The sequence below is a fragment of the Methylobacterium sp. 391_Methyba4 genome, from assembly GCF_029691625.1.
Classification (GTDB): Bacteria; Pseudomonadota; Alphaproteobacteria; order Rhizobiales; family Beijerinckiaceae; genus Methylobacterium; species Methylobacterium fujisawaense.
Map to the genome: position 1 here is coordinate 106,730 of NZ_CP121475.1, position 19,846 is coordinate 126,575.

At 68.9% G+C, this 19,846-nt stretch carries 21 protein-coding genes; 13 read left to right on the top strand and 8 right to left on the bottom strand.

Annotated elements, in window-relative coordinates:
- Positions 1–5: 5 nt before the first annotated feature.
- Both P9K36_RS00605 and P9K36_RS00610 read right to left on the bottom strand, forming a co-directional pair.
- Positions 6–641: a 2-dehydro-3-deoxy-6-phosphogalactonate aldolase gene (locus tag P9K36_RS00605; RefSeq protein ID WP_043754915.1), complete on the bottom strand. Its 636-nt coding sequence runs from the start codon at positions 639–641 to the stop codon at positions 6–8.
- On the bottom strand, positions 638–1,516 hold the full coding sequence (locus P9K36_RS00610; RefSeq protein WP_278306471.1) for a 2-dehydro-3-deoxygalactonokinase: 879 nt from the start codon (positions 1,514–1,516) through the stop codon (positions 638–640). The genes P9K36_RS00605 and P9K36_RS00610 overlap by 4 nt, the downstream gene beginning before the upstream one ends.
- 211 nt (positions 1,517–1,727) lie before the next feature.
- On the opposite strand from P9K36_RS00610, the gene P9K36_RS00615 reads away from it, so the two are divergent.
- From P9K36_RS00615 to P9K36_RS00650, 8 genes are all read left to right on the top strand, one after another.
- Complete coding sequence (locus P9K36_RS00615; protein ID WP_043348639.1) at positions 1,728–2,486, top strand: ABC transporter ATP-binding protein; 759 nt, start codon at positions 1,728–1,730, stop codon at positions 2,484–2,486.
- Positions 2,479–3,219 (top strand): ABC transporter ATP-binding protein, encoded by a 741-nt coding sequence (locus tag P9K36_RS00620; RefSeq protein ID WP_043380399.1) that lies wholly within the window; start codon positions 2,479–2,481, stop codon positions 3,217–3,219. The genes P9K36_RS00615 and P9K36_RS00620 overlap by 8 nt, the downstream gene beginning before the upstream one ends.
- Before the next feature lie 95 nt (positions 3,220–3,314).
- Positions 3,315–4,532 carry an ABC transporter substrate-binding protein gene (locus P9K36_RS00625; protein ID WP_043754922.1) on the top strand — a complete coding sequence of 406 codons (1,218 nt, stop codon included), beginning with the start codon at positions 3,315–3,317 and terminating at the stop codon, positions 4,530–4,532.
- 28 nt (positions 4,533–4,560) lie between these two features.
- A complete protein-coding gene (locus P9K36_RS00630) occupies positions 4,561–5,448 on the top strand; it encodes a branched-chain amino acid ABC transporter permease (protein WP_278306472.1) in 888 nt (295 codons plus the stop codon).
- A gap of 23 nt (positions 5,449–5,471) precedes the next feature.
- Complete coding sequence (locus P9K36_RS00635) at positions 5,472–6,458, top strand: branched-chain amino acid ABC transporter permease (protein WP_278306473.1); 987 nt, start codon at positions 5,472–5,474, stop codon at positions 6,456–6,458.
- A gap of 186 nt (positions 6,459–6,644) precedes the next feature.
- Entirely contained in the window at positions 6,645–6,998 is a 354-nt protein-coding gene (locus P9K36_RS00640) for a hypothetical protein (protein ID WP_278306474.1), read from the top strand.
- Positions 6,999–7,061: 63 nt separating this feature from the next.
- Complete coding sequence (gene mutL, locus P9K36_RS00645; protein ID WP_043754927.1) at positions 7,062–9,008, top strand: DNA mismatch repair endonuclease MutL; 1,947 nt, start codon at positions 7,062–7,064, stop codon at positions 9,006–9,008.
- Positions 9,009–9,223: 215 nt separating this feature from the next.
- On the top strand, positions 9,224–9,991 hold the full coding sequence (locus tag P9K36_RS00650; RefSeq protein WP_043380387.1) for a glucose 1-dehydrogenase: 768 nt from the start codon (positions 9,224–9,226) through the stop codon (positions 9,989–9,991).
- Between the two features lie 48 nt (positions 9,992–10,039).
- Here the strand turns inward: P9K36_RS00650 and P9K36_RS00655 are convergent, their stop codons facing one another.
- Positions 10,040–11,692, bottom strand: coding sequence for an AMP-binding protein (locus P9K36_RS00655; protein ID WP_043754932.1), 1,653 nt, complete (start codon positions 11,690–11,692; stop codon positions 10,040–10,042).
- A gap of 225 nt (positions 11,693–11,917) precedes the next feature.
- Between P9K36_RS00655 and P9K36_RS00660 the strand changes: the two genes are divergently transcribed.
- From P9K36_RS00660 to P9K36_RS00675, 4 genes are all read left to right on the top strand, one after another.
- Entirely contained in the window at positions 11,918–12,457 is a 540-nt protein-coding gene (locus P9K36_RS00660; protein WP_043760568.1) for a phasin family protein, read from the top strand.
- Complete coding sequence (locus P9K36_RS00665; RefSeq protein ID WP_043754934.1) at positions 12,454–13,392, top strand: alpha/beta hydrolase; 939 nt, start codon at positions 12,454–12,456, stop codon at positions 13,390–13,392. The genes P9K36_RS00660 and P9K36_RS00665 overlap by 4 nt, the downstream gene beginning before the upstream one ends.
- A gap of 399 nt (positions 13,393–13,791) precedes the next feature.
- A complete protein-coding gene (locus P9K36_RS00670) occupies positions 13,792–14,232 on the top strand; it encodes a helix-turn-helix transcriptional regulator (RefSeq protein ID WP_043754937.1) in 441 nt (146 codons plus the stop codon).
- A 58-nt stretch (positions 14,233–14,290) separates the two neighbouring features.
- Positions 14,291–14,665, top strand: coding sequence for a cupin domain-containing protein (locus P9K36_RS00675; RefSeq protein WP_052083503.1), 375 nt, complete (start codon positions 14,291–14,293; stop codon positions 14,663–14,665).
- A 6-nt stretch (positions 14,666–14,671) separates the two neighbouring features.
- On the opposite strand, the gene rsmD is transcribed toward P9K36_RS00675, so the two are convergent.
- From rsmD to P9K36_RS00695, 4 genes are all read right to left on the bottom strand, one after another.
- Complete coding sequence (gene rsmD / locus P9K36_RS00680) at positions 14,672–15,229, bottom strand: 16S rRNA (guanine(966)-N(2))-methyltransferase RsmD (RefSeq protein WP_043754941.1); 558 nt, start codon at positions 15,227–15,229, stop codon at positions 14,672–14,674.
- Complete coding sequence (locus tag P9K36_RS00685; protein WP_052083504.1) at positions 15,226–16,986, bottom strand: pseudouridine synthase; 1,761 nt, start codon at positions 16,984–16,986, stop codon at positions 15,226–15,228. Before P9K36_RS00685 ends, rsmD begins: the two co-directional genes overlap by 4 nt.
- 119 nt (positions 16,987–17,105) lie before the next feature.
- Complete coding sequence (locus tag P9K36_RS00690; protein ID WP_043348682.1) at positions 17,106–17,282, bottom strand: DUF1328 domain-containing protein; 177 nt, start codon at positions 17,280–17,282, stop codon at positions 17,106–17,108.
- 77 nt (positions 17,283–17,359) lie between these two features.
- Positions 17,360–17,551, bottom strand: coding sequence for a CsbD family protein (locus P9K36_RS00695; protein WP_043754943.1), 192 nt, complete (start codon positions 17,549–17,551; stop codon positions 17,360–17,362).
- Between the two features lie 143 nt (positions 17,552–17,694).
- Here P9K36_RS00695 and P9K36_RS00700 point away from each other — a divergent pair, with 143 nt between their 5' ends.
- Positions 17,695–18,186, top strand: coding sequence for a nucleoside deaminase (locus P9K36_RS00700; RefSeq protein ID WP_052083505.1), 492 nt, complete (start codon positions 17,695–17,697; stop codon positions 18,184–18,186).
- Between the two features lie 95 nt (positions 18,187–18,281).
- Here P9K36_RS00700 and P9K36_RS00705 read toward each other — a convergent pair whose 3' ends face one another.
- The gene (locus P9K36_RS00705; RefSeq protein ID WP_278306475.1) at positions 18,282–19,577 is read right to left on the bottom strand and encodes an outer membrane beta-barrel protein; all 1,296 of its coding nucleotides are present in this window, start codon (positions 19,575–19,577) and stop codon (positions 18,282–18,284) included.
- Between the last annotated feature and the right edge of the window lie 269 nt (positions 19,578–19,846).

Sequence of the window (19,846 nt, forward strand, 5' to 3'; positions counted from 1 at the left end):
TGTCTTCAGGCAGATCGCTGCAATGCCGCCACGTAGGCCGCAGCGTCGCGCGCCACGTCGTCCGCCGCCTTGCCGGGGCGGTAGAGATTGGAGCCGAGGCCGAAACCATCGGCTCCGGCCTGTCGCCAGCCCGCGATCGTCTCGGGCAGGATCCCGCCGACGGCTAGGACTCGGGTGCCCGGCGGCAGAACCGCGCGATGCGCCTTGAGCGCCAGCGCCGTCGCGACGTCCGCCGGGAACAGCTTGAGCGCGGTCGCGCCGGCCGCCAGGGCCGCAAAGGCCTCCGTGGGTGTCTGATAGCCCGGGAGGGAAACGAGACCGGCCGCGACGGTCGCGCCGATGACCGTCGGATCGGCGTTCGGCGACACCACGAGGCCTCCGCCGGCGGCCGCGACGTCGGCGACTTGCGATCGGCTGAGAACGGTGCCGGCGCCGACGAGCGCCCGTCCGGCGAGGCGCTCAGCGAGCACCGCGATGCTCCGCAGCGGGTCCGGCGAGTTGAGCGGCACCTCGATGAGGGTGAACCCGGCCCCGACCAGGGCCTCCCCGATCGCCGGCGCCTCGTCCGGCGTGAGTCCCCGCAAGATCGCCACGAGCGGGCAGCCCGCGAAGGCCGCCTCGAACCGGTCGTGGATGGTCATGTCCGCAGACTCCAGATGGCGTGGATACCGGACGTGGTGGAACCGTCCGGCACGATCACCGCAGTCCCGCCCGCTTGCGCGATGGCGGCGGCGTAGAGCGCGGCCAGGGGGCCGCCGCCGAGCAGATGGACCGGACGGCCCTGGAGGTCGTCCCGGGTGCCGACATCGGCGCCGATCAGGATGCCGCTGGCGTAGGAGGCCGCGTCATCGGGGGCGAGGCGGTCGAGCAGCAGTCCCGAGCGGACCTCGAACAGGGTCGCGGCGAGGTTTCGGGAGGCGAGGCCCCGCCCGACGCCCGCGCGGAAGGCGGCTCCGTTCCCGACCTCACCGTCGAGCATCCCCGCCAGGATGCCCTGTGCGCGAAGCAGGGCGAAGATCTCTCCGGTCATCACGGTGGTGAAATCCGTGATCGCACCATCGACGGTCTCGATCCACTTGTTGTGTGTGCCCGGCTGACAGAACAAGGCCGTCGGCGGCGCTGAACCCGCTTCGATCGCACCGAAGACCTGGACCTCTTCCCCCCGCATCACATCGGGACGCTGTCCGTCCCGCAGGGCGACGCCGGGGACGATCCGCACGTCGGGCGCGGGTTCCACGCAGGCTTTCGCCAGGGCCGCGAGGGTTGCCGGCGCGGCGATGTAGGGCGCCGACAGCCAGCCCCGGTTGGATCCGACCATGCCGACCGCGATGACCAAGTGAGGCCCCAGCCGCGCGCGCAGATCCGCGATCTCCGCGGGGTAGTCGCCGGGCGCCAGGGAGAGGATCCCGCGTCCGTCCTGCAGGCTGTCGAGCACCGCTCCCGAGCCCGACACGGCGAAGGCCCGGCGGTTCGTGGTGCCCCAGTCGACGGCGATGTAGGCCGCGCGACCGTCCATGCCTTGTCTCCCCAGAATAGCGCCACCGTAATTTGTCTGAGTTAATCGGAGGGCGGCGCGTGGTCAAGTTCGGTCGAGCGACCGTCGCGACACGGTCGGCGACAGATATCACTGACGGGGGATTGTCGCGTGGTCCCCGGCGATTGCGATGGACTGTACCGTCACGGATCGGCGATATGGCGGCAAGAAATCAAACCCGGGAGGGACACGCTTGGCACGGGATGTAATCCTGGCGACCGATGGCCTGACGATGGAATTCCGTGGATTCCGGGCCGTCAACGGCGTGGCGTTGCAGGTGGAGCGCGGCACGATTCACGCACTCATCGGGCCGAACGGCGCCGGCAAGACCACCTGCTTCAATCTGCTCACCAAGTTCCTGATCCCGACCTCGGGGACGATCCGCTACAAGGATCGCGACATCACCGGCCTCAAGGCGGCGGATGTCGCCCGGCTGGGGCTCGTCCGCTCGTTCCAGATTTCGGCGGTCTTCCCGCATCTCACCGTGATGGAGAATGTCCGCATCGCCCTGCAGCGGCGGCGGCGCGGCGATTCCTTCGATTTCTGGCGGCCCGAGCGGGTCCTGCGTGCGCTGAACGGCGAGGCGCTCGAACTGGTCGACGCGGTCGGACTCTCGGAGTTCGCCGACGTGCTGGCGGTCGAGCTGTCCTATGGCCGCAAGCGCGCGCTGGAGATCGCAACCACGCTCGCTCTCGATCCCGAGATGCTGCTCCTCGACGAGCCGATGGCCGGCATGGGCCACGAGGATGTGGACCGGACCGCCGCGCTCATTCGGCGCGTCTCGAAGGACCGGACGATCCTGATGGTCGAGCACAACCTGTCGGTGGTCGCTTCCCTTTCGGACCGGATCACCGTGCTGGCCCGCGGCCAGGTGCTGGCCGAGGGGGACTACGCCACGGTCTCGAAGGATCCGCGTGTGGTCGAAGCGTATATCGGGGCGGGACATGCGTGAGGCGGCTCTCAAGACACCTCCGGCGGCCGCGACCGGCGCGCTCCTCACCGTCCGCGGATTGGAAGGCTGGTACGGCGAGAGCCACGTGCTCCACGGGATCGACATCGACGTCCGGACCGGTGAAGTCATCACGCTGCTCGGGCGCAACGGCGCCGGAAAGACCACGACGCTGAGGGCCATCATCGGCATCCTCGGCAAGCGCGCCGGCTCGATCGTCTACGACGGTGTCGAGACCATCCGCATGGCGTCCCGGAACATCGCCCGCCTCGGAATCGGCTACGTCCCGGAGGAGCGGGGCATCTTCGCGAGCCTCACGGTCCACGAGAACCTGATGCTGCCGCCGCGGGTGAAGCCGGGGGGCATGTCGGTGGACGAGATCCATCAGCTCTTCCCGAACCTGAAGGAGCGCGCCGGCAGCCAGGGCACCAAGCTCTCCGGCGGCGAGCAGCAGATGCTGGCGATCGGACGCATCCTGCGCACCGGTGCCAAGCTGATCCTCCTCGACGAACCGACGGAGGGACTGGCGCCGGTCATCGTCCAGCAGATCGGCCGGACCATCCAGCAATTGAAGGCGAAAGGCTACACCATCGTTCTGGTGGAGCAGAACTTCCGCTTCGCCCAGACCCTGGCGGACCGGCATTTCGTGATCGAGCAGGGGCGGGTGGTCGATATGATCCCCAATGCCGAGCTTGACGCCAATATCGACAAGCTCCACGCCTATCTCGGCGTCTGAAGCCCGTTCGCAAAAACCGTAGAAGCGCCAACAATCGGCGCCCCGATACTCGGCTGGCGGAGATCCGCCGTGCCGTTACAAGGATGGAAACGAAAATGTTCGGACGTATCGCCCGGCCCGCGACCCTCGCCGCCCTTGCCGGCGCCCTGATGATGGGCACCGCTGCTGCGCAGACGAACGTGAAGATCGGCATCCTGGGCGATCGATCGGGCGCCTATTCCGACATCAGCGGCGAGGGCTCGGTCGTGGCCGCGAAGCTCGCCGTCGAAGACTTCAAGCCGGACGCTCACGGCCTGAAGGTCGAGATCGTCTCGGCCGATCACCAGAACAAGCCGGATGTCGGGGCGGCCATCGCCCGGCAATGGTATGACCGCGACAACGTCGACATGATCACCGACGGGGTGACCTCCTCGGTGGCGCTGGCCATCAGCCAGGTCACCAAGGAAAAGAACAAGGTCTTCATCGATACCGGCGCCGGCACGGCCGACCTGACCGGCCCGCAATGCACGCCCAACACCATCCATTGGGTCTACGACACTGTGGCGCTGGCCAACGGCACCGGCGGCGCGATGGTGAAGCGCGGCGGCAATACGTGGTTCTTCCTGACCGCCGATTACGTTTTCGGACAGACGCTTCAGCGCGACACCAGCGCGGTCGTCACCAAGAACGGCGGCAAGGTCGTGGGCTCGGTGAAGACCCCGTTCCCGACCTCGGACTTCTCGTCCTTCCTGCTTCAGGCGCAGGGCTCGGGCGCCAAGGTCATCGGCCTGGCCAATGCCGGAACCGACACGATCAACGCGATCAAGCAGGCGGGCGAGTTCGGCATCACCGAGGGCGGGCAGGCGCTGGCCGGCCTTCTGGTCTTCTCCTCCGACGTGCATTCGCTGGGCACCAAGGTCGCCCAGGGTCTCGTGCTCACCGAGCCGTTCTACTGGGACCTGAACGATCAAACCCGCGCCTTCTCGGACCGCTTCGCCAAGCAGATGAAGGGTGGCTCGAAGCCCACCGCCAACCATGCCGGCGTCTACTCGGACGTGCTCCATTACCTGAAGGCGGTGGCCGAGCTGAAATCCACCACCGACGGCGCCGCCACGGTCGCCAAGATGAAGGCGATGCCGACCGACGATCCTCTGTTCGGCAAGGGCGTGATCCGCGCGGACGGCCGCAAGATCCACGACATGTACCTGTTCGAGGTCAAGAAGCCCGCCGAGTCGAAGGGCGAGTGGGATCTTTACAAGAAGCTCGAGACGATCCCGGGCGATCAGGTCTTCCGGCCGCTCAACGAGGGCAATTGCCCCCTCGTGAAGGGTTGACGGTGGGATCGGGGCGCGGAGAACGGCCATGACCACGATCTTCGGAGTGCCGACGCAGGCCCTGTTCGGGCAATTGCTGCTCGGCCTGATCAACGGCTCGTTCTACGCGATCCTGTCGCTGGGGCTCGCCATCATTTTCGGGCTCCTGAACATCATCAACTTCGCCCACGGCGCGCTCTACATGATGGGCGCGTTCGTGGCCTGGATGCTGCTCACCTATGTGGGCCTGGGCTACTGGTGGGCGCTGGGTCTCGCGCCCCTCGTGGTGGGCGCCTTCGGCATCGTGCTGGAGCGGGTGCTCATCGCCCGGCTCTACAAGCTCGACCACCTCTACGGACTTCTGCTGACCTTCGGGCTGGCGCTGATCATCCAGGGCCTGTTCCGCGACCAGTACGGCGTCTCGGGGCTGCCCTACGCGATCCCGGCGGAGCTCTCCGGCGGCCAGCGGCTGCCCTTCATGTTCCTGCCGAACTACCGGGCCTGGGTGGTGGTCGCGTCGCTGACCGTCTGCATCGCCACCTGGCTCGTCATCGAGAAGACCAAGCTCGGCGCGTATCTCCGGGCCGCCACCGAGAATCCGACGCTCGTCCAGGCCTTCGGGGTGAACGTGCCGCTGTTCCTGACGCTGACCTACGGGTTCGGCGTCGCGCTCGCAGGCTTCGCCGGGGTGCTCGCCGCGCCGATCTACTCGGTGAACCCCAACATGGGCGCCGACATCATCATCGTGGTCTTCGCCGTGGTGGTGATCGGCGGCATGGGCTCGATCATCGGGTCGGTGATCACGGGCTTCGCCCTGGGCCTCGTCGAGGGGCTGACCAAGGTGTTCTATCCGGAGGCGTCGGCCACCGTGATCTTCGTGATCATGGTGCTGGTGCTGCTCGTCAAACCCGCCGGCCTGTTCGGGCGCACGGCCTGACCGCGAACTGAGGCTCGACACCCATGGCCGACACCGCCGCCCTCGAGGCCGCCCCGATCGCCGCCGCGCTCCCGACGAGCCGGGACGACAAGGCGCTCCATCGCCTGATCTTCATCGGCATCGCGCTGCTGCTGATCGTAGCGCCGCTCGTCCTGTACCCCGTCTATCTGATGAAGGTGCTGTGCTTCGCGCTGTTCGCGCTCGCCTTCAACCTGCTGCTCGGCTACGGCGGCCTGCTGTCCTTCGGTCATGCCGCCTATTTCGGCATGGCGAGCTACCTCTGCGCCTACACGGCCAAGCAGCTCGGCTTCACGCCGGAACTGGCGATCCTCAGCGGCACGGTGACGGCGGCCCTGCTGGGTCTGGTCTTCGGCGCCCTGGCGATCCGCCGGCAGGGCATCTACTTCTCGATGATCACCCTGGCGCTCGCCCAGATGGTGTTCTTCTTCTCCCTGCAGGCGAAGTTCACCGGCGGCGAGGACGGCATCCAGGCGGTGCCCCGCGGCAACCTGTTCGGCGCGATCAGCCTCGCGGACGACCGGGCGATGTACGCCGTCGTCGCCGTAATCTTCATGGCGGGGATGCTGCTGATCTACCGGATCATCCACTCGCCCTTCGGGCAGGTGCTGAAGGCGATCCGCGACAACGAACCCCGGGCGATCTCCCTCGGCTACAGAGCGAGCCAGTACAAGCTCGCGGTCTTCGTCCTCTCCGCGACCCTCGCGGGACTCGCGGGCTCCACCAAGGCGATCGTCTTCCAGCTCGCCTCGCTCACCGACGTGCACTGGTCGATGTCCGGCGAGGTCGTACTGATGACGCTCGTGGGCGGCATGGGCACGGTCTTCGGACCGATCGTGGGGGCCTTGGTGATCGTCACCATGGAGACCTACCTCGCGCAGTTCGGGGCCTGGGTGACGATCATCCAGGGCTGTGTGTTCGTGCTCTGCGTGCTGCTGTTCCGGGAGGGCATCATCGGGCTGATCGCCCGGGTTGTCCGCCGGCCGTTGTAGCGCCCGCACCGTCACCGGAGACGGACTGACTAGGGTTCCGAAGATGTGGGCGCATGGCGTCGGGCTGCATCACGGCGAGCCGAAGATGAGCGGCTTCGCAGGCGGACTGCGTTTCCGACGTCGCGCGGTGAGCATTCGTTAACCAAGACCGCCCACGCTGACGGCTTGACGCTGCCAGGGGGCGCTATGACTCAGGACCGGACGCTCAGCATCGACGATCCCGCCCTCGAGTGCCCGGTGGCACCGGACGTTGTCGGTCGCCTGATCAAGGCCGATCCTGAGGGCGCGGTCTTTCTCCTTGAGGGCATCCCGGAGGCGACCCGGGCGCGGCTCGCGGTCTGGCTCTACGGCCGCAGTCACACCCATGCGATCGGCGTTCGCGTTGCGTCGACCTGCGACGGTGCCACCCTGCGGCGGACGGCAGGCGTCGTCGGCAACGCATTGTTAGACCTGTCGCGCCGGCCCCAGGTGGCGACAAGCCAGGGGACGCGCAGCGGCGGCGGCCGGATTTCTCTGGGCGGATCGCTGCGCCGCGCCTGATTCCCAGTCCGCACTGCGCAGCGTGATTGGATCACCGCGGCGCAGGGACTATTCTCCGTGGCGATGTCCACCGCCCTGACCGCGCCGTCCGTCCGTCGCCTCGACCCCGTGCTCGTCGATCGCATCGCGGCCGGCGAAGTCGTTGAGCGTCCCGCCTCGGCCGTGAAGGAGCTGGTCGAGAATGCCATCGATGCCGGGGCCGGTGCCATCGAGGTCACCATCGAGGCCGGGGGACGGCGGCTGATCCGGGTCGTCGATGACGGCCGTGGCATGACGCCGGACGATCTTGACCTCGCGGTGGAGCGGCACGCCACCTCAAAGCTTCCAGGCGGCGACCTCACGGCGATCGCCACCCTCGGGTTCCGCGGCGAAGCGCTGCCGTCGATCGGCGCGGTGTCGCGGCTCGCCATCGTCACCCGGACCCCGGATGCCGAGGCCGGGGCCAGCCTGACGGTCGAGGCGGGGCTGAAGGGTCAGGTCCGTCCGGCACCGGCGCAGCGTGGGACCCGGATCGAAGTGACCGAGTTGTTCGCCGCGACACCGGCACGGCTCAAGTTTCTGAAATCGGACCGGGCGGAGAACACCGCCGTCGCCGAAACGCTGCGCCGGCTCGCCGCGACGCAGCCCGGGATCCGCTTCACCCTTCGCGCCGATGCCGGGCAGCCCCTGGTCCTGCCCGCGGAGACCGGACCCGAGGCGGAGCTGCGCCGGCTCGCCGCTGTTCTGGGGCCGGATTTTTTCGCCAATGCGCTGCCGGTCTCCCTGGCCCGGGAGGGCTTTGCCGTGACCGGCCATGTCGGCCTGCCGACCTATCATCGCGGCGCGGCGACCCATATCCATCTTGCCGTCAACGGGCGCCCCGTGCGCGACCGGCTCCTGCTGGGCGCGATCCGCGGCGCCTACGCCGACACCCTGGCCTCCGACCGCCATCCGGTGCTCGGCCTTTCCATCGCGTGCGACCCGGACCGCGTCGACGTCAACGTCCACCCGGCCAAGACCGAGGTGCGCTTCCGCGAGCCGGGCCTCGTGCGGGCGCTGATCGTGAGCGCGATCCACGACGCCCTGCGGCGCGGCGGCGCCCGTTCGGCCACCACCGGCGCCGCGCGGACTCTCGACGCCCTGCGCCCCGCCGGTCCGCCGCTCGCGACCCATAGCGGCGCTGCCGCCCCGAGCCTGTTCCGACCGACGCGACCGGGCCTGTTTCCGGTGGGCACGCCGTCGGTCGCGGCACCGTCAGGCTACCGTCCGCAGACCGCGTGGCGGGCGCCGCAGCCTGTGCCGGCCGCGCCGGCGGGCTTCGGCGAGGCTGCGCAGGCCGTGTTCGCGGGCCCGGATCCGGCCCCGGTGTCGGCACCGCCCCAGGCCGATATCCGCGTCGCCGACGATGCGACGGAGACGCTGGATCATCCCCTCGGCGCGGCCCGGGCGCAGATTCACGAAACCTACATCCTCGCCCAGACCCGCGACGGCCTCGTCATCGTCGATCAGCACGCCGCGCACGAGCGGCTCGTCTACGAGCGGATGAAGGCCGAGCGGGAAACGGGCGGCATCGCCCGCCAGGGCTTGCTGATCCCCGACGTGGTCGAGATGAGCCCCGAGGAGGCGGACCGGCTGGTCGCCGCGGCGCCGGACCTCGAGCGGCTGGGTCTCGCCATCGAGGCCTTCGGACCGGGGGCGGTGCTCGTGCGCGAGGTGCCGGCCGTGCTGCTCGGCGCTTCGACTCGCGACCTCGTCACCGACATCCTCGACGCCCTGGAGGCCAGCGGCGACGAGGAGGGCGGCGTCCCGGCTGCGGAGGGCGGCCCGCTCGGCCGGCGCCTCGACGCGGTCCTGTCGCGCATGAGCTGTCACGGCTCGATCCGCGCCGGGCGGCGGCTGCGACCGGAGGAGATGAACGCCCTCCTGCGCGAGATGGAAGCCACGCCCAATTCCGGGCAGTGCAACCATGGACGTCCCACCTCGATCGAACTGAAGCTCGCCGATATCGAGCGGCTGTTTGGCCGCCGATGAGGTGACGGCTTCGCCGGTCCGGCTGGCCTACCGGGCAGGGGCGGTCCAAAAGAACGGTCGATGCCTCGGCGCGAAGACCGGGGAGCCGGCGGCCGCGGATCGCCGGTGCATGCAGGGGAGGCGCAGAGCCATGACCGATATCCTCATCACCGGCCCGTGCCGCGACGCCGAACGCAAGCGGAGCGCGGCTCCGGCCGTCGCGTCGGTGCGCTGAGATGACGGGCCCATTCGATCTCGCCGGACGTCACGTCCTCATCACCGGTGCCTCAAGCGGCCTCGGCCGTCACTTCGCCGGAACTCTCGCCCGCGCCGGGGCCCGCCTGTCGCTGGGGGCCCGCCGGGCCGATGCCCTCGCCGAAACCGTCACCCGCGTCGCGTCCGAAGGCGGAGAGGCCCATGCCGTCGTCATGGACGTCACCGACGCCGCGAGCGTCGAGCGGGCGCTCGATGCCGCTGAATCGCGGTTCGGACCCGTGGCGGTCCTGGTGAACAATGCCGGTGTGACGGCGACGAAACCGGCCCTCGATCTCGACGAGGCCGACTGGGACGCCGTGCTCGACACGAACCTCAAGGGGGTTTGGCTCGTGGCTCAGGCAACCGGGCGGCGCATGGTCCGACACGGCGCGGGCGGCAGCATCGTCAACATCGCCTCGATCCTCGGGCTGCGGGTGACCGGTGGACTGGCGCCCTACGCCGCCTCCAAGGCGGCCGTGGTGCAGCTCACCAAGAGTCTGGCACTCGAATGGGCGCGCCACGGGATTCGGGTGAACGCGCTCGCTCCGGGCTACATCAAGACCGAGCTGAATGACGCCTTCTTCGAATCCGACGCCGGCAAGGCGCTGATCAAGCGCGTGCCGCAGCGTCGGTTGGGCGAAGCGGCGGAACTCGATGGGCCGCTGCTGCTGCTCGCCTCGGATGCCGGCGCCTACATGACCGGCAGCGTCGTGGCGGTCGACGGGGGCCACCTCGTCTCCGGCCTCTAGGGGCTGCATGGTGACGTGATCCGTTCCGACGCGCCGGACGGGCGTGGCTCAGAGAGCCCGCGCCTGCTCGCGCAGGACGAACTTCTGGATCTTGCCCGTCGACGTCTTCGGCAACGGTCCGAACACGACGGATTTCGGCACCTTGAAGCGCGCCATCCGCTCGCGACAGAAGGCGATCAACTCCTGGTCGGCGGGTTCCGTCGCGCCGGGCTTCAGCTCCAGGAAGGCGCAGGGGCTCTCGCCCCAGGTCGGGTCCGGCTTGGCCACGACGGCCGCGAGCATCACCGCGGGGTGGCGCATCAGCACCTCCTCCACTTCCAGGCTGGAGATGTTCTCGCCGCCCGAAATGATGATGTCCTTCGCCCGGTCCTTGATCTCCACCGACCCGTCCGGGTGCCAGACCGCGAGGTCGCCGGTCCGGTACCAGCCGCCCGCGAGCGCCTGCTCCGTCGCGTCCGGGTTGCCGAGATAGCCTTTCATCACCGTGTTGCCACGCAGCCGGATCTCGCCGACCGATACGCCGTCGCGCGGCACCGGCGCGTCGGTCGCCGGGTCGGCGACGCTTACGGCCTCCAGGGTCGCCAGCGGCACGCCTTGACGGGCCATGCGGGCGTATCGTTCGGTTTCGGGAAGGTCGGCCCAATCCGGCTGTGCCAGGCAGACCGTCGCGGGCCCGTAGCTCTCGGTGGCCCCGTAGAGATGCGTCACCTGGAAGCCCAGATCCTCCATGGTGCGGATGATCGTCGAGGAGGGCGCCGCGCCGCCGACCGCGCAGCGCACCGTTTGCGGGAACGGCACGCGGTCGTGGGCCGGCGCGTGGGCGATCATGGACAGGACGATCGGTGCACCGCACAGATGCGTCACCCGGTGCTCGGCGATCAGCCGGAAGATGGCCGCCGGCTCGACCTTCCGGAGGCAGACCTGCGTGGCGCAGGCGGCAACGCTGGCCCAGGGATACGACCAGCCGCTGCAATGGAACATCGGCAGCGTCCAGAGATACACGCTCGCGTCGGTGAGCCCGAAAGTCACGGCGTTGCCGAGAGCCTGGAGATAGCCGCCGCGATGGCTGTAGACGGCGCCTTTCGGATCTCCGGTCGTTCCCGACGTGTAGAGCAGGCAGAGCGACTGCCATTCGTCCACTGGACCGACCCAGGCATAGTCCGGATCGCCTTCGGCGAGCAGGGAATCGTAGGGCACAGCCCCGTCGATGCCGGTCTCGCCGATCGCCACCACCAGGACGGGCTCGGCGAAATCGCCGAGCGCCCGCGCGGCTAGCGCGGCGTACTCGGCCTCGACGATGAGCGCCCGGGCTCCACCGTGCCGGAGCGAGAACGCGATCGTCGCCGGGTCCAGACGGGTGTTCAGCGGATTGAGGACCGCGCCGAGCATCGGGACGGCGAAATGCGCCTCGATCATCTCGGACACGTTCGGTGCCAGGATCGCGACGGTGTCGAGCGATCCGATGCCCCGACCGGCGAGGCCCGCTGCGAGGCGGCGGCAGCGCCCGTACAGGTCCGCATAGGTGAAGCGGCGGCTTCCGTCGATGACCGCAATCCGTGCCCCGCATGCGGCGGCGGCGCGCGCCAGCAGGCTCACCGGGGTCAGCGCGACGTAGTTGGCTGGCCGGCGGCCGAGCCCGACCTCGAACGGATGGAGGCCGGCCTCGCGAGCCTCGGCGGGGATCGGTCCGGTCTCCATCATCGACACTTGCTGCCTTCTGAGCGGGCGGTGAGCGTGGCGTGCGCTCCGTGCGACGATGATTTCGCGGCCGTCACACCTGTCAATTGCGATTGCCGTGACAGCGTGGGCCGCGCGCGGATTCTGTTACCGGGCGCGATTGACGGGAAGACAACCCTGTCGGATGCCCTATCCTTGGCCGTGCGCGGCCGAGGCCGGATGCGATCGTCCGATCTGCGGGAGACGACAGTGGGGAACGACAACCTGCCGGTGGTCTCCAAAGAGACCGGCCGTGCCATGGCCGAGAGCAGTGTCGCCCGGGCGCGCGAGGCGTATGAGCGCTTCGCCGAGGCCGGCGAGATGGCGCTGAACGCCTTCGAGGCGTCGGCGGCACAGAGTTTCGAGGGCTGGCGCGCGGTCATGGGCTCGAGCCGCGAGACCGCGCACAATCTCGCCGATCGTCATGCGGCCGGTGCCCGCACGTTGCGCGAGCAATGGGACGATGCCGGCGCGCGGCTCTACAATGCCGTTGAGGACAACGCCGTCCATACCATGGCGGCGATGCGGGAGATCAGCCACCGGATGCTCGTGGCTTCGGACACGAATGTCCGTGCGGGCCTCGATTTCGCGGACCGCCTTGCCGCGGCAGCCGATGCCCGCGAGGTCGTGGCGCTGAACATCGCGTTCCTGCAGGAGCAGGCGCGTCGGCTCACCGACCAGATGGTCGACCTCCATCAGACGGCCAGCCGCCTCGCCCGCGAGGTCGCCGCGCGCACGGAGACTCCGTGACCGCCGCCGGCGCGGCGCCGGTTTCCGGACCCGAGACGAAGCTGCGGCTCGACGATCTGAGTCGCGCCGATGTGCCGTTCCGGACAGGCCATTTCCAAGCCTATGCGCCGCACGACTTCCATCGCATCGCTTACGTGGAATGGGGCGAAGCGGACAGCCCGCACGTGGTGATCTGCGTGCACGGCCTGAGCCGCCAGGGTCGCGACTTCGACGCGCTCGGCTATCGGCTGGCGAAGCTGGGCTACCGGGTCGTCTGTCCCGACCTGCCCGGGCGCGGTCTCAGCGGCTGGTTGAAGGATCCGGAACTCTACGGCCTGCCGCAATACGCCGCCGACATGGCGGCGCTCATCGCGCATCTCCGGGTTCCAGGGAAGATCGACTGGGTCGGCACCTCCCTCGGCGGCCTCACCGGAATGGTCCTGGCCGCCGCCGCACGCTCTCCGATCCGCCGGATGGTGATCAACGATATCGGCCCGTTTCTACCCTGGGCGCCCATCCGCGAGATCGGCTCGCGCCTGCGCGACGCGCCCCGGCTTCACCATAACCTGGCCTCGGGCGAGTCGCGCCTGCGCACGGTGCTGGGCGCATTCGGACCGCTCACCGACGAGCAATGGCGCCACATCGCCAAGTACAGCTTCCACCAGGAGCCGAACGGCGGCTGGCGGCCCCACTACGATCCCGGGATCGGCGACGCGTTCCGGCCCGGCCGGGTTTACAGCGTCAGCATGTGGCGCGACTGGGACGTCATAACCTGTCCCGTCCTGCTCCTGCGCGGAGAGCATTCGGACTTGCTCCTCGCTTCGACCGCCGACGAGATGACCCGCAGGGGACCTCCGACACGGCGCGTCGAGATCCCCCAGTGCGGCCACGCGCCTGCATTGCTGGACGACGAGCAGTTGCGAATCGTCACCGACTGGCTCGGTCCTGCGGCGTGAACACATCGCGACCGAACGGCTGCGATTTCCGGGTCGAACCTCTGTGTGTCACGCCGTGTCCCCGTGGATCGGCATTCCCGGGCCAACGTGGAGCAGGCAACCCAATAGCGCGCTGCAGTTTTCGAATGCGGGGCTCTAGTCGATTTCGATCACTTTTGTATGATCGCGGATGATCGTTTAGTTGTTCATGTCGTGGTCATTGAGAGGCCCGCCCGGGAGTCTTCCGGGCTCAAGATTTTGAAAGCGTAACCATTCGTTGCACGCGCGGCTGACCTGTGGCACTAACAGATGTCACGTCTGGATCTTCGCGGCGCAATGTTGCACCTGTCAGTTGTGATTGGCGCCCCGGATCCGGGCGAGCAAGCCTGCCAACATTTAAGAACATCCGGACTACCAACGATGGCGAACCCAACCCCCAAGCCGAAGCAGACGACAGCCATTGATCACGGGGTCGGCAGCCGCATCGCGTTCCTTCGGGCCGCTAACGGATTGAGCCAGTCGGCCCTGGCCAGTGCATTGGGTGTCAGCTTCCAGCAGGTCCAGAAGTACGAGACCGGCAAGAACCGGGTCGGAGCCGGCCGTCTGCAGGCAATCGCCGAGCGACTCGGCGTTCCGGTCTCAAGCTTCTTCGAGCCCGAGCCCGAGGCTTCGACGGAGAATGGCCCGGCGCTGCTTCGTGTTGCCGGCGCCGTCGAGATCCTGCGCGCCTACAATCAGATCGCCGACGATCAGATGCGCCGCGACGTGCTCTCGCTGGTGAAATCCGCCGCGCGGATCGGCCAGCTGCGATCGGCGGACGAAGCGGCGCCTCAGTCTCCCACCGCAACGCGCAACGCGTGAGATCGGGCCGGCGCGGCGCTCCAGCCCAGCGCCGCGCGAGATCTGCCGGGGATGGATCATGGCCGAACGACCGACGACCGTGACCAATCTGCTGGCCGATCTGCCGCTCGGCGCAGCCGATGAGGTCGTGTCGGTCTTGGTGGCCAGCCCGGGTCTCCGGGTGGAGCGCATCGTCTCGACCGGGCAAGCGAGTCCGCCGGGCTTCTACTACGACCAGCCGCACGCCGAGTGGGTCGCCGTCCTGACGGGCGCGGCCGACCTCCTGTTCGCCGACGAGACGGCCCCGCGTCGCCTCGTCGCTGGCGATGCCGTGATGATCGCTCCGCACCGTTGGCACCGGGTCCACTGGACCGCGTCTCCCACCGTCTGGCTGGCTATCCATTTCGGCGCTGAGCTGACGGTTTCCGCGGAGGAAATGGTCGAAGCTCCCTAGAGGGGCTCAGGCGCCAAATCGAGCGATCGCCACCGCCGTGTCGCCGTAGACGCGTCGTTCCACCGATTCGAAGCCCGCGGGCCAGACCAGTTGGACGGCTGCGGCCTCCTCGACCACGACAAGAGCCCCAGGGGCGAGCCATCCGCCCGCGGCAGCGCTCTCGAGGGCGCGCGGCGCCAGATCTTTGCCGTAGGGTGGATCGCAGAAGACGAGCGAGAAAGGGCCCGCCGAGGCGGCAGGCCCAAGCCGGGTCGCATCCCGACGGAACAGGCGCGTCACGCCTTCGGCCCCGAGCGCCTCGATATTGGTGCGGATCACCGCGCGGGCTTCGGCGCCCTCATCGACGAGCAACGCGTAGGCGGCACCCCGCGACAGTGCCTCGAATCCGAGAGCGCCCGTCCCGGCAAACAGGTCGAGAACCTGAGCGCCCTCGACAGCGTGCTCGTAGGCATGGGTCAGCACGTTGAACAGCGATTCCCGGAGTCGATCCGAAGTCGGCCGGATCGCTTCGGTGCGCGGCGTGGTGAGCCTGCGGCCCCGCCAAGCGCCACCGACGATCCTCATCGCGTCCCGCGTGGCGGTCGGCCACCGCCGGGCTTGGCTCCGCCGCGCGGGGCACCGGGACGACCACCCGGTCGCCCGCCGCCCTTGCCGGGCGCGCCGCCAGAGAAGCCGCCCGGCTTGCCGCCGGGACGGGATCCACCGGGACGTGCGCCTCCCGGCTTCGGGCCTCCGAAGGCCGGCTTGCCGCCACCGGCGGCGGGTTTCCGGGGCGGGAACGAACCGGCCTTTCGGGCCGCTCCGTCGGCCGGCTTGGCGTCGAATGCGCGTTCGCGCCGATCGCCAGCCTTGCCGTCGCGGCGATCCTCGAAGCGCGCATCCCCGCGCGGCCGGTCGTCTCGCCCTGTCTCCCGGCGCTTCCACTCGCCGGTGCCGCGTTCGCCGCGTGGGCCGGCATTGCGCTCCGGCCGTTCCTGTCCGGCCTTGTCGGCAAAGCGGCGCCGCGGCTTCTCGACGGGCGCTGGCTCCGCAGGCGTCGCCGTCAGGCGCTCGACGACGACGCGGCGCTCGCCCGTGCGGATCGAGCCGACACGTTCGCGACCCCGCTCGGCCGCGGCGGCCTGCGCCGCACGAGGGTCCGCACCGCGGCGGGGGATGCGCGTCCCCCGCGGCTTCGTCGCGTCCTCGTCGCGCCACGCGGAGTTGCGGGGTCCGGGTCCGGTACCGCCCGTCGAGACCCGAGGCGTCGGTGCCGGACGCGCAGCATTGCGCCGGGATGGAGCTTGTTGTGCAGCCCGGGCTTCCCGGTCGGCCGGTCGCGATTCGCCGAAGGGCGCGATCGGTTCCCGGACCGGGCTGTCGAAATCCACGCCCGCCTGTTCGGCGAGGCTCTTGCCGAGCTGGTCCTTCAGCACGCGCGTGCGCACCTCTTCCACCAGCCCGACCTCCAGATCGCCCAGCTGGAACGGGCCGAAGGACAGCCGGATCAGCCGGTTCACCGAGAGGCCGAGATGCTCAAGGATACGCTTGACCTCGCGGTTCTTGCCTTCGCGAAGGCCGAGCGTCAGCCAGACGTTGTCGCCCTGGACGCGGTCGAGGGTGGCCTCCACCGGGCCGTATTCCATGCCATCGATGGTCACGCCCTTGGCCAGCCTGTCGAGCTGCGCCTGATCGGTGTCGCCGTGCGCACGGACCCGGTACCGGCGCAGCCAGCCCGTGTCGGGATGCGCGATCACCTTGGCCAAGCCGCCGTCGTTGGTCAGGAGCAGGAGACCCTCGGTGTTGATGTCGAGGCGTCCCACCGCGACGACCCGCGGCAGTTCTTCGGGCAGCGCCTCGAAGACGGTCTGGCGACCCTCGGGATCGCGGGCCGTGGTCACCACCCCCCGAGGCTTGTGGAAGATCCACAGTCGGCTCCGCTCGCGCGACGGCATCGGTTCGCCGTCGATCAGGATGCGGTCGTTCTCGGTGACGTTGCGGGCGGGGGAGGTCAGCGTCTCGCCGTTGACGCTGACGCGACCGGCGAGAATCATCGCTTCAGCATCCCGCCGTGAGGCGATGCCGGCCCGTGCCATAGCCTTGGCGATACGCTCACCGGGCGGCGTCTCGATAGCGCCCTCGTCCTCGGTCGGGGTTGCCGGCAGCGGCTGCGCAGTCTTGGCACCCGCCTTCGCCTTGGCTGTCGGCTTCCTCGGAGCGTCAGGGGCGTCCGCGGCACTGCCCGCATCGGTCGGCGGGGTCCAGCCCTGGCCCTGGTTTGCCTCGGGGGCCGGGCGGGCAGCGCCCGCCTCGGGCTTATCGTCGTTCGGCAGATCGGTCATGCCTGCCGCTTATCAGAGCCACACTCTCCAGGCGAGACGGCACGTGCGGTTGAGCCGAGGCTGAAACGACGAAGGCGGCCCATGGGGACCGCCTCGAAGATTGATGCGCGAGTGTGCCGTCAGATCCGGGGTGAGCGACCGCGCATCACGCCGAACACGGCGGAGATCAGGAACAGGGCGATCGCCACGAAGAAGACGATCTTGGCAGCTTCCATGGCCGTTCCGGCGATGCCGCCGAAGCCGAGGAGCGCCGCCACGAGAGCGACGACGAGAAATGTGACAGCCCAGCCGATCATGGCATCCTCGCTTAGTCCGGTTCAGTTCAAGACTGGAACCCGCGCGAGGCGGGTTCCGTTCCGGTTGTGCTTGACGTTCAGAGCTTGTCGGTGGCCGACTTCACCGCGCTCTTCGCGTCGCCGACCGTACCCTGCGCCTTGCCCTTGAGTTCCTGAGCCGCGCCCTCAGCCTTGAGCTTGTCGTTGTTGGTCACGTCGCCGATGCCCTGCTTGGCCTTCCCAAGAGCCTCGTTGGCGACGCCCTTGATCTTGTCGGTGGTGCTGCTCATGGCGTTGTCCTCTTGTTCGACCTGCGGCGGTGCCGCAATGGTTCAAGAAACGGTCACGGTCGGTCGAATGTTCCAGCCCTTAACATTGACGGGGATCAGGCCGGGACGCCGCCGCGCCTCCGTGCAGGCCCGGGCTTGAGGGCATGGTAGCTTCCGATCCGATCCATCGTCCGGACCGCCCATCGTCCGGAGCGCTGACCGCACTGGATCACGCTTTCGCCGCCGCCCGCGCCGCCGCCGAGGCCGGGGAAGTCCCCGTCGGCGCCGCGGTGGTCCGGGACGGGATCGTCCTCGCGGTCGCGCACAATCAACCGCGGCGGCTCAACGACCCGACCGCGCACGCGGAAATCCTGGCGATCCGGGCAGCCTGTGCGGTCCTCGGTGAGGAACGCCTCACCGGCTGCGATCTCTATGTCACGCTAGAACCGTGCCCGATGTGTGCGGGGGCCATATCCATCGCGCGGATACGGCGGCTCTATTACGGCGCGTCGGACCCGAAGGGCGGTGGGGTCGAGCACGGCCCGCGCGTCTTCGATCAGCCCACCTGCCATCACGCGCCGGAAGTCTATGGCGGCTTCCGCGAGCGTGAAGCCGCGGCCCTGCTCCAGGATTTCTTCGCCCAGCGCCGCGGTTGAACGGCGGATCAGCCGCGCTGGTCTCGATGGCCTCGAACGGCGCGGCGAGACGAGGCGATGACGCCGGCCCTAACGACCGCGATGCGAGCGGCGCCTCATGGGTTCACCCGCAATCCGAGCAGGAACGTGTTCTCCTGGAAGCTCGATCCGGCGACGGTGCTGTCGAATTTCTGGTAGAGATAAGTGCCTCGCAGAGTCAGCCAGCGCGTGAAGTGGTAGTCGACGCGCGCGGTTGCCGAGAAGCCGTTCTCGCGGATGGTGCTGTTCTGATAATCGTTGCGGAGGTAGGACCCGCCCAGGACGATCGACAGGTTGCGCAGGAGATCGTGCTGCACTTCCAGCGTTGCGACCTCGGTCAGCACGCCGCTGGAGCCCGGGATCGTCGTCTCGGTGACGCCCGTCGCGGCGGTGAGCCGGACGGTGGTGAGCGGGCTTGCGGCCCAGACCAGGGCCGCGTTGAGCAACGGCGCATTGATGTCGCGGAGGGTCGGGTCGACGTAGGTCCGATGCTGAATGCCGGCCGAGATCTCACCCGTCACGGAGCGCGCGAGCCCGATGCTCGTGCCGAAGGCGAGCGCGATGCCGTCCGAATCCCGGCGCACACCCGTCAGGTCGAACCGCCGATCGTAGACGCGGGTGTCGCCGAGGAGGTCGATGAATGGGCTGAAATCAGGGTTGACCTCGTAGGCCGTGCGCAATTGGAGACTGTACTGATTCAAGTTCCGGTCGGACTGATTGATGGTCGTCCCATTGGCCAAGCGGGCATTGTCGAATTCCGACCGGTCGATGGATCCGCGCAGCGTCACCGACAGACGGTTGAACGTCTCCGTGGCGCCCAGCGATCCGCCGTAAACAGCTAGAAGCGGCCGGCTCGTCGCCGCGGGGGCCTGCAGGTTGGCGCTCGACGTGCGCTGCGTGTCCACCAGGAAGCGTCCCTCCGCGTCGATGCGCAGATCCCGGTTGGCGTCGATCCGCAGGCGCACGGTGCCGTCCGCTGTGGGGCGGCTCGCGGCCTCGTTCTGCGGCGTTTCGAGGTAAGAACCCCTGAGCGAACCCTGTAGGGAACTCGAGGACCAGTTGCTGCGGAAGTCGACCGTGGCGTCTGTGCGCAGGGCGACCGAGCCCTTTGCGATCTGCCGGCTGGTCTGGTCCGGATTCGAGTCGTAGCCGATGCTCTGTGCGAAGGTCGGGAGCACCGTGAAGGTGCCGACCTGATAGCCGATGGGCGCGAAGGCTGGATCGGTGGGGATCGCGCGCGCCAAGTCGGTGCCGAGGATGAAGCCCGGCGTCAGGAGGCCGAGTGTCGGTCCGATGGCCTGCAGAGGGAACAGGGGCCGGATCGGCGTCACCGTCGACGGATTCGGTACGCCGACCACCGGTTGCTGAACCACCGGCGACAACCGCAGCGCCGGGGGCGGAACCTGCGTCACGCTCTGGGTGACGCGCCGGGTCGCGGACCCGATCCGCCGGGGGGGAGCGGCTCGGGTGCGCAGGAGTGTCGAAGGGGCGAGGTTGGCCGGAGCCGTCGAGCTTCCGCCGGTCCGCCGGCCGCCCGTCGTGATCCGAGTGTCGAGCTGAGACTGGCCGGGCTGGCCCAGCGTCTGTCGCGGTATCGGAGGCGACAGCGGGGACCGAAGGCTGTCGCCTCCGGTTTGCTCGC

Coding starts and splice junctions, on each gene's coding strand:
- P9K36_RS00605 (WP_043754915.1), bottom strand. CDS start 641: ATGACCATCCACGACCGGTTCGAGGCGGCCTTCGCGGGCTGCCCGCTC.
- P9K36_RS00610 (WP_278306471.1), bottom strand. CDS start 1,516: ATGGACGGTCGCGCGGCCTACATCGCCGTCGACTGGGGCACCACGAAC.
- P9K36_RS00620 (WP_043380399.1), top strand. CDS start 2,479: ATGCGTGAGGCGGCTCTCAAGACACCTCCGGCGGCCGCGACCGGCGCG.
- P9K36_RS00625 (WP_043754922.1), top strand. CDS start 3,315: ATGTTCGGACGTATCGCCCGGCCCGCGACCCTCGCCGCCCTTGCCGGC.
- P9K36_RS00630 (WP_278306472.1), top strand. CDS start 4,561: ATGACCACGATCTTCGGAGTGCCGACGCAGGCCCTGTTCGGGCAATTG.
- P9K36_RS00635 (WP_278306473.1), top strand. CDS start 5,472: ATGGCCGACACCGCCGCCCTCGAGGCCGCCCCGATCGCCGCCGCGCTC.
- P9K36_RS00640 (WP_278306474.1), top strand. CDS start 6,645: ATGACTCAGGACCGGACGCTCAGCATCGACGATCCCGCCCTCGAGTGC.
- mutL (WP_043754927.1), top strand. CDS start 7,062: ATGTCCACCGCCCTGACCGCGCCGTCCGTCCGTCGCCTCGACCCCGTG.
- P9K36_RS00650 (WP_043380387.1), top strand. CDS start 9,224: ATGACGGGCCCATTCGATCTCGCCGGACGTCACGTCCTCATCACCGGT.
- P9K36_RS00655 (WP_043754932.1), bottom strand. CDS start 11,692: ATGATGGAGACCGGACCGATCCCCGCCGAGGCTCGCGAGGCCGGCCTC.
- P9K36_RS00670 (WP_043754937.1), top strand. CDS start 13,792: ATGGCGAACCCAACCCCCAAGCCGAAGCAGACGACAGCCATTGATCAC.
- P9K36_RS00675 (WP_052083503.1), top strand. CDS start 14,291: ATGGCCGAACGACCGACGACCGTGACCAATCTGCTGGCCGATCTGCCG.
- rsmD (WP_043754941.1), bottom strand. CDS start 15,229: ATGAGGATCGTCGGTGGCGCTTGGCGGGGCCGCAGGCTCACCACGCCG.
- P9K36_RS00685 (WP_052083504.1), bottom strand. CDS start 16,986: ATGACCGATCTGCCGAACGACGATAAGCCCGAGGCGGGCGCTGCCCGC.
- P9K36_RS00690 (WP_043348682.1), bottom strand. CDS start 17,282: ATGATCGGCTGGGCTGTCACATTTCTCGTCGTCGCTCTCGTGGCGGCG.
- P9K36_RS00695 (WP_043754943.1), bottom strand. CDS start 17,551: ATGAGCAGCACCACCGACAAGATCAAGGGCGTCGCCAACGAGGCTCTT.
- P9K36_RS00700 (WP_052083505.1), top strand. CDS start 17,695: ATGGTAGCTTCCGATCCGATCCATCGTCCGGACCGCCCATCGTCCGGA.